Origin of the sequence: Bradyrhizobium manausense, assembly GCF_001440035.1 — a bacterium.
GTDB lineage: Bacteria > Pseudomonadota > Alphaproteobacteria > Rhizobiales > Xanthobacteraceae > Bradyrhizobium > Bradyrhizobium manausense.
In genome coordinates this window covers 1-13,973 of record NZ_LJYG01000101.1, presented here as the reverse complement: position 1 = coordinate 13,973, position 13,973 = coordinate 1, and the positions used below count along the sequence as shown (strand labels likewise).

Genomic DNA, 13,973 nt, shown 5'->3' with positions numbered 1-13,973 from the left:
CGCAATTGTGATTCATCCGGATCACATCGCGCTTTAGGTCTTTAGCGATTGGCCGGCCGGTTGCGGCTGAAGAGAAGATAGATCGCGCGGGGATTGGTGGTCAGATAGCGCCAGAACAGACGGCGCGGCTCGAGCCAGGTGCGCCAGGCCCATTCAAGCCCGAACCTCTGCATCCATCGCGGCGCGCGGGAGCGGCTGCCCGACAGGAAGTTGAAGAGGCCGCCTGACGTCTTGATGACGCCGACATTGGTCAGCCGCGGCGTGTATTCCTCGACAAAAGCCTGCTCGTTGGGGACGCCGAGCGCCACCCACAGGAAGTCGGGCGCAAGCGCGTTGATCTCGTCGACCTTGGCCCGCAGCGCCTCGCCATCGAGATAGCCATGGCTGTATCCGACGATCTTGAGCCTCGGATACATGTTCTGGACGCGCCTGACGGCCGCGGCGTTCTCCTGCTCGCTGGCGCCGAACATGTAGAAGGTGCGACCGGTCACCTCCGCCTTGCGCGCGACGACATGGAACAGGTCGGTCGTGGCAACGCGCTCCGGCAATGGAAACCAGGACTGCAGCTTCGAGGCCGCCACCAGCGGCTGGCCGTCGGCATTGATCAGATCGGCGGCGCGGAACAGACGTTCGATCTGCGGCTCCGTCGAGCAGCGCGCCAGCACCTCGCCGTTGGCGGAGGTCAGGTACAGCGGCCGGTTGATGCGGTGCCGTTGATCGGTCGCAGCGATCATGAAGTCGGCGGTGGCTTCCAGGTCGAGCGCAGCCATGCGCAGGCCACCGACAGTGATCCGGGGCACGTCGGCGGTTGCGGCCCGACCTTCGAGATTGACGCGGCGCTCAAGCATATTGTTTGCCTCGCTGGAGCGTTTGGGTTGCCGGGGTGAGCTCGTCGAGCACGACACCGACCAGCTTGCGCTGGGCGGCGCCGAGCGCGGTCAGGATCTCTTCCATGCTGTCGTTGATGTCGTGGCTGGTCGGCAGCACCGCTACCAGCGCGTCAGCGCCATCGAGCAGCTTGCGGCCGGCGGCCGAGAGCGGCATCGCGGGGCCGTCGAGAATGACGAGGTCATAACCGCCGGCCGCGCGCGCCTGCGCGATGGCCTTGCGGATCGACTCAGTGGCCTTGCCGGCATCGGTCTCGGTCGCCGGCAGCACCGAGATGCCGTTCACGGTCTTGATCTCGCGCGCGGCCTTGCTGCCGATCGAGAACCAGCCCACCTTGCCGGTTTCGCTCTTGCCTGGGCGTTTGATCCTGTTCGAGAGCGCGTGGGATTGATGGTCGGCATCGATCATCAGCACGCGGCTGCCGTCGCGCGCGGCCGCGAGCGCGAAGTTCAACGTGGTCACGCTGCGCTCCGAGGTCTGGCCGGCCCCGACCAGCGCAATCACGGGCATCGTCTTGCTGCCGGCGCGGCGCGCCATCGCCGCACGCATGTCGCGCAGCGCGTTGAGCAGCGTCGTCAACGGAAATCCGGGCCGGAGTGTCGGCCAGCCGATTCGGGTCAGGTCGACGCCGCTGCCGGTTGCGAGAATGGCGCCGAGCGTGCGGATCACGTCCGCCTCCTGGAGCCGGGCGATCAGCGGCTTCTCGACCAGCGCGAGCGCGGGCAGAGGCGCGGTGGCTTCGGGCTCAGGCATCGCAATTTCGGGTTCAGGCTTGCGTTCGCGACGGCTCGGTTCGGGGGCGGTCGTGCCATTGAACAGATGCTCGGCCGCGACGAACCAGAAGATGGCGGCGAGCGCGCCGAAGCCGAAGCCGATCATTGCGAACAGGGTCATGCCCGGCGGGAACGAGCGGCGTTGCGGTATCGTGGCTTCGCCGATGACGCGGGCCGCCGAGGTGTTCAGGGCTTCCTGTTCCTCGGTCTCGCGCGAGCGCTTGAGAAATGATTGGTAGACATCGCGGCTTGCGTCGGCTTCGCGCTCGAGCTCGCGCAGGCGCACCGCCGCCTGGCTCAGCTGCACGCTCTGTCGCTTCTGCACCTCCAGCGCCCGGTTGAGCGAGGCTTCGTAATCGCGGGCGCGGGTCAGGTCGTTCTTGGCGGACAGTGCGAAGCGATCGATCTCTTCGTTGATGGTGCGCTTGAGATCCTCGACCTGCTTCTCGGTCTGCCGCAGCGCCGGGTGGCGCGGGCCGAGTTCGGCGGTCTGCTCCGCATATTTCTTGCGGGCGTCGGCATATTGCGCGCGCAAATTGGCGATGGTCGGCGATTGCAGCGCTTCGGGGATTGCGCCCGCATCCGCGGCGGTCCGCTTGTTGGCCTCGATCTGGTCCAGCCGCGCTTGGGCGTCCATCGTCGCTGCGCGGGCCGCGGACAGGCGCTGGTTGCTGGAGGAGAGTTGCTGATCGGAGATCAGCGAATCCTGGGTGCCGACGAAATTGTTCTGGGCCTTGTAGTTGGCAAGCGCGATCTCGGCGTTGCGCAGCCGCTCGCGCAGCTCCTTCAGCCGGCCCGACAATTCGCTGGTGGCGCGCCGCGCCGCCAGGGCCTGGGAGTTGCGGGATTCCGTGAGGTAGGTGCTGGTCAGGGTGTTGGCCAGCATCGCCGCCTTCGCCGGATCGGTCGACCAGACCTCGATGTCGACGATAAAGCTCTTTTCGGTCTTGCGGATCGTGATGTGCTTGTTCAGCGCGTCGAGCGCGGCGAGCTGCACCTCCTTGGCTTCCGCAGCGGAAGGCGTGCGGAGCTGGAGGCCGATCAGGCCGAGCAAGGAGGCAGCCAGGGTCTTGCCGTCGCTCCCGCCGAATTCCGGATCCTTGTCGAGACCCGCCTGCTGGATCACCTGCAGCAGCACGCTGTTGGAGGTGATGAGGCGCGCCTGGCTCTCCACCAGCATGGACATGCCGGAGACGTCCTGCGCGCGCGGCGTCAGCTCGCGATCGACCAGTTGAAGCTCGCGCGGATCGACATAGAGCTGCGCGGTCGCGGTGTAGCGGGGTGCCAGGCTCTTGCCGACGGTGACGGCGAGGCACGCGCCGATCAGTGCCGCGGAGGCAATCGCGATCCTGCGCCGCCACAGCAGGCTGGCGAGCTCCAGCACGTTGAAGCTGGACCCGGATCTCCGCCGCGAGGCTTCCGACCCGGTCGGATTTTTGGCCCGATCGATCGGCTGGTTGTAGTCAAGCATAGTCCCCAGCTTTCATTGCAACGGTCGCGGGCTGAGGGGTTACTCTTCGCTTTACGCCTCGCACCGGGGATATAGGTGCGCAATCAACGCAACAGGGAAAATTAACCATACTCATTGAGGGACTATTCACCGAAATGGCAAACAAAGCGTTTAAGGGCACGCCGCCTCTTGCCGCGTCGTTGGGCCGCCTCGGTGCCGGCAGCCCTGCAGTGATTAACGGTTCGTTACCATGCGTGCCCGGCGGCGCGCACCGGTCCGGCATCGTCGCTTGAGGGCCGATCAGCGCGCGCATGGCTCAGCGCCTCCGCAGAACGACGTGACAGTCGCCGCGCCGGAGATCGGCGGCACCGTCGAAGGCTTTGAGCTTCGGCCGCGTCGCCGTCGCGAGATCGATCGTGGCTGACCTGCCCATTGTTTCCAACCGCGCTTGTTCGACTTAAATTTACAGGAAAAATCTCGCGACCTCGAAGAGCAAATCCGGTGCCGCGGGGCATCGCCGATCGCGGTGCTTACAGCTGGGTTAATTAGACCCCGCGTTAACTACGGCATCGTTCATGCCTGCGCCGCTGGCGCGTGATGGACTGCGAATTGCAGTGTGAGGCGCGACGGAATTTGCAGGAAAAAGCACGCGAAGCGATCAAGCGCATGACAGGACGCCTCACGGACGCGACATCGCCGTCGCGGTGCAATTTGATCACGCGGGCAGGCCGCTCATACTGGGACGCTTCTGTCCCGTGCGGCCGTGCCGTCGCGGGACAGTCGAGGCAGGGCTTTCTCAACATATCTCAGGCATTGAGAACGCAATGACGCTGATCCCGACAGATTTGTCCGCCAGCCGGATCTCGGAAAGCTTGCGCGATCCCTTCAGGGAGATCGCGGCGAGTTCGCGCGTCATCGACCTCTCGGTCGGCATCGTCGTCTGCATTCCCTGTTTCCGCCGACCTGAACATCTGCGGCTGACGCTGGATTCGCTGGTCAATCAGCGCACCCCGCGCTCATTCGCGGTGGTCATGGTTGAGAACGATGCGGCAGCACGCGCGAGCGCGCCGGTGGCTGCGGAATACCTCGTGTCAGGCAAACTCCAGGGCATCTGTCTGGTCGAGAAGCGGCAGGGCAATTGCCGGGCGATCAACGCCGCGTTCGAGACGGCGCAGGCGGTGTTTCCCGCCGCGACCCGCTTCCTGATGATCGACGACGACGAGATCGCTTCGCCCGATTGGCTCGAGCTGATGGTTCGCACGGCGGAGGCGACCGGTGCCGACATTGTCGGCGGACCGGTGCTGCCCGTGTTTGACGATGACAGCCAGCCCTGGCTCGCGCGTCATCCCGCCTTCTGCCCGGCCTACGACTACACCGGTGCTGTGCCGATGATCTATGGCTGCGGCAATTGCCTGATCACGCGCGCCGCGTTCGACCGGCTCGGCAGCCCCGCCTTCGATCTGCAGTTCAATTTTCTCGGCGGCGGCGATTGCGACTTCTTCTATCGCGGCCGCAATGCCGGCATGATCTTCCACTGGACCGCGGAAGCCGTCATCACCGAGACCGTGCCGCAAAGCCGCACTGGCTTCGGCTGGATCGCCAGGCGGGGCCTGCGCATCGGGGTCATCAACTATCGTGTGCGATCCAAGGCCGCGCACGGTGCGTCGGCACGGGCGCGTCTGTTTGCGCAGACGCTCGGACGGCTGCCGCTGTCTCTGGTCCGCTCGCTCCGCCTGCTGACGTCATCGAGGGCCGTCGTGGCGATGCATCCCTTGCTGGTGGCCGTCGGGTCCGCGCTCGCGGCATTCGGCTTCGATCCGAAGCCTTATGAGGCCTCGAAAATCGTTTCCTGACGGGTTCGCGCCGAGACGCTAGATCCCGAAATAGGAAAGCGCGACCTTGATCGCGGACCGCGGCATCGCCTTGAGCGATCGCTGCCCGACCATGCCGAGATAGGCAAGCGCCTCGCGATATCGCCCGAAGCGCACCGCCTGCGTCGCAGCATAGGTGACGAGATGGATCTCGGCCGCCTGCCGCAGCCGCGCAGCCGCGCCCGATGGCAGCTTGCCCAGGATGAGCTCGTCACCGAACACGCGCGCCACCGCCGGGAAGAAATCCTGCGGCGTCCGCACTGCCGCATTCATCGTATTGGCCGTGTGCAGCCGATAGTCGAGCAGAAGCTTGGGCACATAGGCGAACTCACCGGTTGCGGCGAGCCGGCACCAGCAGTGCCAGTCCTCGCAATAGCGCAGTGAAACGTCGAAGCCGCCGCTGGTGCGGAAGGCATCGGCGCGAATCAGCATGATGCCGCCGTTGACGATGAAATTGCCGCCGGCGAGCCGTTCCAGCACATTGCCCGAGGGCTTGAGCCGTCCCTTCAAGAGATCGCGGCGGCCGATCGTTCGCCCGGCGCTGTCGATGGTGTTGTAGTCGCCATAGACCAGAACCGCCTGCGGCGCGGTCCTGGCCGTCGCCAGCAATGTCTTGACCGCGTCGGGCCGCAGGCGATCGTCCGCATCGAGGAAGAGCAGCCAGTCCCCGCGTGCGTTGCGGGCACCGAGGTTGCGCGCGGCCGAAACGCCGCTGGCGTCGTTCCGCATCAGGCGCAGCCGCGGCTCGCGGATGGCGCGGACGATTGCGTCGGTGCCGTCGGTGGAGCCGTCGTCGACGACGATAATCTCGCCGACGCCGTCCTGCATGAGCGCGCTCTCGATGGCTTCGCCGATATAGGCTGCGGCATTCTTCGCAGGGATGACAACCGACACGGCAGGCGACGTCGCGCGCGCGTCCGCCGCCACCGGGGCTGTGGTCGCTGCATCGAGCATGGCGTCGGCGAGAGGCAAGCGGGGGCTCGTCCTGTTTAAGGATCTGTTAACCAGGCGGCCTGCAGCCGCGGTCCTGGCGTGCGCAGATGATACCCAGATAAGAACCAGATCGGTGTTGCGAACGCGGTCCAAATCATCGGTTTCGTAGATTAGCGTTAAACCCGGGGCGTTAAGTCTGTCGCTGATTTCGACAGGTGCGACAACCGGTCTCGTGCGAAACTACCGGCCTTGATGCCGCGGATGGATGAAAGTGCCCGCAAAGACGTTCGACTACGATCCCGACGACATGATCCTCAACCTGTTCTACGAGGACAAGGACGATCGCTGGTTTCCCGGCGACCGCCATCTGCGTCGCATGGCGCGCAAGATGCTGTTTGGTGAGCCGCGCATGAGCGGGCAGCTGCGCGTGTTCCTCAATCTCTGCGCCGGGCTCGACCGGCTCGGCATCCGCTATCGCGTCAACGACTACGGCTACATCGCGCAACATCAGGAAGAAGTCGCCTGCATCATCGGCCGCGCCTTCCTGCTCGACAAGTTTGCGTGGAAGAACCCGATCCTGCTTGGCGTTTGTGCCTATAACCATCCGTTCGACGATCCTGACCTGTTCAGGCGGCTTCCAGTCAGGAAATTCCTGGTGCCCGGTCCGTGGTATGCCGAGATGTACCGGCCGCATTGGCCTGAGACGGAAGCCTGGCCCGTGGGCATCGACACGGATCACTGGGCGCCGTCGCGCCCACGCGACAAGACCGTCGACGTCCTGATCTACGACAAGGTCAGCCTGGATCGCGAGCGGCACGTGCCGGAGCTGCTCGAGCCGGTTTGCGCAAGGCTGACGAGGGAAGGCCGCTCCTTCACCGAGCTGCGCTACGGCAGCTACAAGGAGGAGGACTACCGGTCCGCGTTGGCCCGCTCGCGCGCGATGATCTTCCTGTGTCAGAACGAGAGCCAGGGCATTGCCTATCAGCAGGCGCTGTCCTGCGGCGTGCCGGTGTTTGCCTGGGATCCCGGCGGTCCGTGGCGGGATCCCGACTATTACCCGCACCGCGTCCAGTTCGCGCCCGTCTCGTCGGTGCCCTATTGGGATGATCGCTGCGGGCTCAAGTTCACCGACCACGCCGGCTTCGAGGAGCGCTGGACCGATTTCTGGGCCGGCTGCACCGCGGGAAAATTCGATCCGCGCGGCTATATTGTGGACAATCTGACGCTGGAACAACGCGCGCTGCAATATTACGAAATCGCGCGCAGCGTCGCGCGGCAGAGCAGGGTCCCTGCCGCCTCGGGCGTGCTGGTTGACGGATGGTTAACGGGGATGGGCTAGACCCGGCGTAGCCCGGTGTAGACCCTTGGAGTCCCCCATCGTCCCGGCAGGCCTTGAGGCATGGATCGCAGCGCCGCAGACATGACCGACGTCGAGGCCCGCTCGCTGGGCGAGGCGCTGCGCGATGCGCTGGCGAAGTTCGACGTCGCGAGCACGGCGCGTTGTCTTGTTGCCGTTGCAAGCCTGCTGCTGGTGCTGATCACGCTCGATCCGTTTGCCGATCTGCGCAACCCCGACGTCGCCGCCATCGTCAGCGGACGATTGGCGACGACCTACGTCTCGTTCGGATTGCTGGCCGCGGTCGCGGTGCTGCTCACCTTCACGACCGATGCGCCCTCGCTCAGAAGCCTGGTCACGCCGCTGCATCTCTGCCTGATCGGCTGGATGATGATCAATCTCGCGTTCTCCGAGAGCCGCGAGATCTCGATCCAGCGCTTCGTGCTCGCGGCCAGCGCCACCACGCTGGCCATCCTGCTGCCGCTGCTGCCGCCGACGCAGCGAAGCTTCGATCTGTGCCTCGGCGGCGCCGCGCTGGTGCTGCTGGTGATATGTTATCTCGGCATCATCCTTGCCCCGCAATATTCGATCCACACCGCGCTCGACATCACCGAGCCGCAGCTTGCCGGCGACTGGCGCGGCAGCTTCGGCCACAAGAACATCGCCTCGCCGGTGATGTCGATCCTGGTCTATACAGGCATTTACCTGACGGCCGTGGGCTCCTACGTGATGGGGCCGGCGATCGCGCTGCTTTCCGGCATCTTTCTGATCTTCACCGGCGGCAAGACGTCCTCGGTGCTGTGTCTTGCGGTCTATGCGCTGGCATCGGTGGTCTATGCCATCAGAAGCCTGTGGCTGAAGCGGATCATCTGCTTCGCGCCGCTGATCGTGATGAACCTGCTGACGGTCGGCAGCGTCACGAGCCCGGTGCTCGGCGGCATCACGCGGGCGCTTCCGATCGACCCCACCTTCACCGGCCGTTCCGAGATCTGGGAGTTTGCGCTCGGAGCCGTTGCGGAAAGGCCGATCACCGGTCATGGCTATGCGGCGTTCTGGGACGGCGCGGCGGAAGGGAAGACCATCCAGGGCTCGGAATGGGCGGTGACCGCGGCGCACAGCCACAACAGCTATCTCGACCTTGCCGTCACCATCGGCCTGCCGGGCCTCTTGCTTGTCATCCTCATCTTCGTGCTCGCGCCGCTGCGCAATTTCCAGGAGGTCCAGGCCCACAATCGCAGCCATGCGCTGGGCAGGCTGTTCCTGACCATCTGGCTGTTCGGCCTCTACTTCGGAACGACCGAGACCTTCCTGGTCGAGCGGCAGAATCCGGTCTGGTTCATGTTCGCGCTCGCGGTCGCGGGGCTGCACTTTCTGGCCAGGTTCCAATGCGTCGCGCAAGGTGAACCCGCTCGCAGACAATCTGTCGCAGCCGCGCGTCCGGATGGCGGCGCGGCTGAAAACATGCGCGCGGGCTGACGGTAACCGCTTAACGATAAGCAGCAACGTAACTTGTAGTCAGCGCCAAAACATCATCTATCTGGACGTGTTCATTAACTGTATGCCCCGCAAATGGCGTTTCTCAGCGTCGAGCAGCTAGACGGTCGGGCCTCAAGCGCGTCGGGAATCTCGGTCGAGTTCCTGCGCGACTGGCAACAGGCGGCATTGCGCCTGAACGGTGGGCATCGCACCGCGTTTCAACATGGTTACTGGCTGGGCGCCTGGTACGAGGCGTTTGAAGGCGTCGCGCCGCTGATCGCTGTCATCACCGACGCGGCGACGGCCAAGGACATCGCTGTCGTGCCGATGTTCAGCCACTTTAGGCGCGGCATCCGTATCGTCGAGTTTGCCGATCTCGGCGTCTCCGACAATAACGCTCCGATCGTTGCGGGGGATGCGAATTTCGATGCGGCCGGCGCCGAGGCGATCAGTGCGGCGCTGGTCGATGGCTTGCGCGCCTTGCCTGATCGTTTCGACCTGCTTCGCTTCAAGAAGATGCCGTCCTATGTCGGCGCCAAGCCGAACCCGCTGGTGTCGCTCGGCCGCTCCGGCTCCTGCTCGCTGAACGCCAATCTCGTGCTGACCGGCGATGACTATGCGGACTATCAGGCCTCGATCAAGCGCATGCAGATGCCGCGCTGCTGGCGCGTGTTCAACCGCCATGCCGGCGCTCGCTTCGAGATCGCGACCGACGTCGAACGCGCGCACCAGCTTCTGGACGTGATCGACATCCAGCAGCAGGAGCGCATGCAGCAGATCGGCTTGCGGTTCGTCCTCAACGACGCGGCCCATTCCCGCTTCTACCGCGATGTCGCCCGTCGCGGCGTTTCGGAAGGCTATGCGGTCATTTCGGCGCTCGTCTGCGACGAGGGCATCGTCGCGACCGCGTTCGGCGTCAGATACGGCGCGACCTTCTATTTGCTGCGGATCGGCAATGCCGGCAAGCGATGGGCGAATTGCTCGCCGGGGCTGCTCGTGACCGAGCGCACCATGGCGGCCCTGCATGCGCAGGGCGTGCGGCGCTTCGATCTCAGCATCGGCAATCACGACTACAAGCGCCGCTTCGGCGCCGAGCCGTTGCCATTGACCGATGTCACCGTCGCGCTGTCCTGGCGCGGGCTGCCTTTTGTTCTGCGCGACCATGCCGCGCAGGGGCTGCGCCGTCATCCAAGGCTTGCGGCCTTGGCCGCGCGGGCCATGGGCAAGGCGCGCTGAACCGTCGCCGGTTGCAGCGGTCGCTCGGATATCGCATGAATTGTGCTATCGTGACCGCCTCAGCCAGGAGGCGACATGCACGATCGTTCGGACAAATATCGCGCGTTCTTTGCGCAATTGATCTGCGCCGCGGCCAGGGCCACGGACCCTCGCCTCGAGCAGGCCTTTCGCAAGGTGAGGCGCGAACCCTTCGCCGGGCCCGGGCCGTGGTCGATCACGCTGGGCGGCCATCCCTATGTCGTGACGCCCGATGACGATCCCGCCTTTCTCTATCAGAACACGCTGCTGGCGCTGGATCCGGCGCGGGGCATCAACATCGGCATGCCCGGCGCGCACGCGCATTGGCTCAGCGGCTGCGGTGTCAAGGAAGGAGAGACGGTGCTGCAGATCGGCGCGGGCACGGGCTATTACACCGCGATCCTCGCCGAGCTCGCCGGGCCTGGCGGTTGCGTCTATGCCTATGAGGTCGACGAACGGCTCGCAGCGCTTGCGCGCGAGAACCTGAAGGACATCGCCAATGTCGAGCTGCGCGCGCGCTCGGGCGTTGCCTCCGATCTGCCCGATGTCGACGTGATCTACGTCTGTGCGGGCGCGGCGCAGCCGGCGCCGGAATGGCTGGGGGCGCTGCGGCCCGGCGGCCGGCTGGTGTTTCCGCTGGCGCCCGCGGGCGTGCTCGGCGGCATGTTGATGATCACGCGCCCGCAGCAGGGCACGGCCTGGCCCGCGAAATTCCTGAGCCGCGCCCAGTTCATCGGCTGCGCCGGGCTTCAGGATGGGGAGGCGGGCCGGCGACTGGCCGAAGCGTTCGCAAAAGGCTGGGAGGGCGTGCAGTCGCTACGGCGGGGCGAGGCGCCCGACGAGACCTGCTGGTTCGCCGGCGACGGCTGGTGGCTTTCAACGGCATCCGCATCTGCGCCTGATGTCAGCATCCCGCCGCACGCGGACATCACGCGGGCGTGACGGATTACGAGCCGGTGCACTCGGCGCAGTGAAACCGGCCGCGCGAGGCGCGAAACAGGCTGCGGCAATACCAGCGGCGCGCCAGCGCCTGGGCCGGCCTGCGGATCATCTGTGCAATCAAGAGAAGTTCGAAAGCCATCGCTATCGCAAGGTCCTGTCCGGAAGTCGTCTCGTCGTCGCTCATAGAGATGGGGCGGCATTCCCGTGAGAGAATGCCGCCCGCGTCGCATCTGCCATGCAGCAGATTGAAGCCATGGCCTAACCGTGCAGCTTCTTCGCGGTCTCCGCGATCTGGCGGCCCTGATAGCGCGCGCCGGCCAGCTCGTTGGCGCTGGGCTGGCGGCTGCCGTCGCCGCCGGTGATCGTGGTGGCGCCGTAGGGCGCGCCGCCGGTGACCTCGTCGAGCTTCATCTGGCCGGCAAAGCCGTAGTTCATGCCGACGATCACCATGCCGAAATGCAGCAGGTTGGTGATGATCGAGAACAGCGTCGTCTCCTGGCCGCCATGCTGGGTCGCGCTTGCAGTGAAGGCGCCACCGACCTTGCCGTGCAGCGCGCCCTTGGCCCAGAGCCCGCCGGCCTGGTCGAGGAAGTTCGCCATCTGCGAGGCCATGCGGCCGAAGCGGGTGCCGGTGCCGACGATGATCGCATCGTAACTGGCGAGGTCTTCGATCTTGGCGATGGGGGCGGCCTGATCGACCTTGTAATGTGAGGCTTTCGCGACTTCGGCCGGCACCAGCTCAGGCACGCGCTTGATGTCGACGGTGGCGCCGGCTTCGCGCGCGCCTTCCGCGACGGCATCCGCCATCGCTTCGATATGGCCATAGGCGGAATAATAGAGGACGAGAACTTTGGTCATGGTGGTCTCCGTTGGTGTTCGTGATTTCTCCGTCGTTCCGGGGCGATGCAAAGCATCGAACCCGGAACCTCGAGATTTCCCGGTGCGCAATTGCGCACCTGAGGTTCGGCTCTTCGAGCCGCCCCGGAATAACGATCGATGATGTGGTTACGCCGCGTCGACGAGCACGAGCTCGGAATCTTCGAGCGCCGTGATGGTCAGCTTGCTCTCGTCGCGGATCGCGGCCCCGTCGCGCGCATTGACGCGCACGCCGTTGATCTCGACCGCGCCGGCCGCGGGTACCAGATACAGGTGGCGCGCCTTGTGGGGCTCGTACTCCGCGCTCTCGCCGGCCTTCAGCGTGGTGGCGAGCACCCGCGCATCGGCGCGGATCGGCAGCGCGTCGGTGTCACCGTCAAGGCCGCTCGCGATGGTGACAAGTCTGCCGGAGCGATCCGCCTTCGGAAACGGTTTTGAGCCCCAGGTCGGCTGTCCGCCGCGCGCCACAGGCTCGATCCAGATCTGGAAGATCCGGGTCCTGGTCGGCTCGAGATTGTACTCGGAATGGCGGATGCCGCTGCCGGCACTCATCACCTGCACGTCGCCCGCTTCCGTGCGGCCCTCGTTGCCGAGGCTGTCTTGATGGGTGATCGCGCCTTCGCGCACATAGGTGATGATCTCCATGTTGGCGTGGGGATGGGCGGGAAAGCCGGTGTTCGGCGCGATCTCGTCATCGTTCCACACCCGCAACGCGCCATGACCCATGTTGTTCGGATCGTAGTGACTGGCGAAGGAGAAATGACGCTTGGCTTTCAGCCAGCCGTGATCGGCGCCGCCGAGCTTATCGAAAGGTCTGAGTTCGATCATTTGCGTCTGGGTTGGAGCAGTCCTCAATTCCTGATGGACCTTGGATAAGCCGTCGCCTGTGGTATAGAAATAGAAACTGTCGAAACACATTGTTTCCCAAGATAACCCTGACGGACCCAGCCATGGCCAAACTCCCCGATTTCGAGGCGCTCGCGATTTTTGCAAAAGTCGTGGAGCTACGGTCGTTTGCGGGGGCCGCCAGCGAGCTCACAATGTCCAAGGCGACAGTGTCCAAGGCTGTCACCCGCCTGGAGGAGCGGTTGGGGGCCCGCTTGTTCAACCGCACCTCGCGGCGGCTCGCGCTGACCGATGCCGGCCACAAGCTCGCCGACCGCGCCACGCGGCTGCTCGCCGACGGCGAGGCAGCCGAGAACGAGGCCTTGGCGCAATCGGTGGCGCCGCGCGGGCTGGTGCGGCTGGCGGTGCCCATGACGTTCGGCATCAAGGCGGTGGCGCCGCTCTTGCCGGAGTTCTTCGAGGCCTATCCGGAGGTCTCGGTCGATCTTCACTTGAGCGATGCGACCGTCGATCTGATCGGCGAAGGTTTCGACATGGCGGTGCGGATCGCGCGCCTGCCGGATTCCTCGCTGATCGCGCGACGGCTGTTCACCATGCCGCGCTTCACCGTGGCCGCGCCGTCCTATCTGAAAAAACACGGCCGTCCCACGCATCCGATGCATCTCGCCGAGCACAAATGCTTTGCTTACGCCTATCTCTCGACACCGAACCTCTGGCACTACACCAACGCCGCCGGCGAGCAGGCCAGCGTCCGTCCCGGCGGCCAGCTTCGCGTCAACAACGGTGAAGCCGTGATGCCCTCGCTCATCGCCGGCCTCGGCATCGCCGAGCTGCCCGAGTTCATCGTCGGCGAAGCCATTTCGTCCGGCGCCGTCGAGGTCATCCTGAAAGACTGGAAGCAGGCCGAAGGCGCCGTGCACCTGGTCACTCCGCCCGGCGGCCCGCGCCCCGCGCGCGTCGAAGCGCTCGCTGATTTCCTGGCGGCGAAGCTGCCCGGCACCTGCAAGCGGAAGCCGCAGAAGCGTGCGAAGGCGGGATAGCCACTATGGAGGCCGTTAGTCTATCCTGCAAACAGCTATCGTAGGGTGGGCAAAGCGCAGCGTGCCCACGTCTTTGCCCCGGGTGATCGCAAGCGTCTCGCCATCGGCGCCCACAAGGGAGCGTCTTGCTTGCAGGGCTATGCCCGACAGCCGGGCATTCGGCGAGTGATCGTGGGCACGGCGCGCGAAGAGCGCGCCTTTGCCCACCGTACGAGATCTCGCTAGTCTATCCCTCGAGCAAACTATCGTAGGGCGGGCAAAGCGAAGCGTGCCCACGTCTTTGCCCCG

Annotated in this window: 12 protein-coding genes; 6 read left to right on the top strand and 6 right to left on the bottom strand. The window is 65.2% G+C overall.

Annotation, left to right across the window (positions count from 1 at the left end):
• Positions 1-41: 41 nt before the first annotated feature.
• Positions 42-848 (bottom strand): WecB/TagA/CpsF family glycosyltransferase, encoded by an 807-nt coding sequence (locus AOQ71_RS25120; RefSeq protein WP_057752554.1) that lies wholly within the window; start codon positions 846-848, stop codon positions 42-44.
• Complete coding sequence (locus AOQ71_RS25115; protein ID WP_057752551.1) at positions 841-3,132, bottom strand: exopolysaccharide transport family protein; 2,292 nt, start codon at positions 3,130-3,132, stop codon at positions 841-843. Before AOQ71_RS25115 ends, AOQ71_RS25120 begins: the two co-directional genes overlap by 8 nt.
• 803 nt (positions 3,133-3,935) lie before the next feature.
• Here AOQ71_RS25115 and AOQ71_RS25110 point away from each other — a divergent pair.
• Positions 3,936-4,964 (top strand): glycosyltransferase family 2 protein, encoded by a 1,029-nt coding sequence (locus AOQ71_RS25110; protein ID WP_057752548.1) that lies wholly within the window; start codon positions 3,936-3,938, stop codon positions 4,962-4,964.
• Between the two features lie 18 nt (positions 4,965-4,982).
• Here the strand turns inward: AOQ71_RS25110 and AOQ71_RS25105 are convergent, their stop codons facing one another.
• Positions 4,983-5,936 carry a glycosyltransferase gene (locus tag AOQ71_RS25105; protein WP_057752545.1) on the bottom strand — a complete coding sequence of 318 codons (954 nt, stop codon included), beginning with the start codon at positions 5,934-5,936 and terminating at the stop codon, positions 4,983-4,985.
• Positions 5,937-6,186: 250 nt separating this feature from the next.
• On the opposite strand from AOQ71_RS25105, the gene AOQ71_RS25100 reads away from it, so the two are divergent.
• The 4 genes from AOQ71_RS25100 to AOQ71_RS25085 all read left to right on the top strand — a co-directional run bounded on the left by AOQ71_RS25100 (position 6,187) and on the right by AOQ71_RS25085 (position 10,923).
• Positions 6,187-7,254 (top strand): glycosyltransferase, encoded by a 1,068-nt coding sequence (locus tag AOQ71_RS25100; RefSeq protein ID WP_057752901.1) that lies wholly within the window; start codon positions 6,187-6,189, stop codon positions 7,252-7,254.
• Between the two features lie 60 nt (positions 7,255-7,314).
• A complete protein-coding gene (locus tag AOQ71_RS25095; RefSeq protein ID WP_083514479.1) occupies positions 7,315-8,727 on the top strand; it encodes an O-antigen ligase family protein in 1,413 nt (470 codons plus the stop codon).
• Between the two features lie 93 nt (positions 8,728-8,820).
• Positions 8,821-9,963 carry a GNAT family N-acetyltransferase gene (locus AOQ71_RS25090; protein ID WP_057752542.1) on the top strand — a complete coding sequence of 381 codons (1,143 nt, stop codon included), beginning with the start codon at positions 8,821-8,823 and terminating at the stop codon, positions 9,961-9,963.
• 75 nt (positions 9,964-10,038) lie between these two features.
• A complete protein-coding gene (locus AOQ71_RS25085) occupies positions 10,039-10,923 on the top strand; it encodes a protein-L-isoaspartate O-methyltransferase family protein (protein ID WP_057752539.1) in 885 nt (294 codons plus the stop codon).
• 4 nt (positions 10,924-10,927) lie between these two features.
• Here the strand turns inward: AOQ71_RS25085 and AOQ71_RS49785 are convergent, their stop codons facing one another.
• The 3 genes from AOQ71_RS49785 to AOQ71_RS25070 all read right to left on the bottom strand — a co-directional run bounded on the left by AOQ71_RS49785 (position 10,928) and on the right by AOQ71_RS25070 (position 12,627).
• Entirely contained in the window at positions 10,928-11,062 is a 135-nt protein-coding gene (locus AOQ71_RS49785) for a hypothetical protein (protein WP_271600739.1), read from the bottom strand.
• A gap of 119 nt (positions 11,063-11,181) precedes the next feature.
• Positions 11,182-11,781, bottom strand: a complete 600-nt coding sequence (wrbA, locus tag AOQ71_RS25075; protein ID WP_057752533.1) for an NAD(P)H:quinone oxidoreductase — start codon at positions 11,779-11,781, stop codon at positions 11,182-11,184.
• A gap of 147 nt (positions 11,782-11,928) precedes the next feature.
• Positions 11,929-12,627: a pirin family protein gene (locus AOQ71_RS25070; protein ID WP_057752530.1), complete on the bottom strand. Its 699-nt coding sequence runs from the start codon at positions 12,625-12,627 to the stop codon at positions 11,929-11,931.
• 122 nt (positions 12,628-12,749) lie between these two features.
• On the opposite strand from AOQ71_RS25070, the gene AOQ71_RS25065 reads away from it, so the two are divergent.
• Entirely contained in the window at positions 12,750-13,685 is a 936-nt protein-coding gene (locus AOQ71_RS25065; protein WP_057752528.1) for a LysR family transcriptional regulator, read from the top strand.
• Positions 13,686-13,973 lie beyond the last annotated feature (288 nt).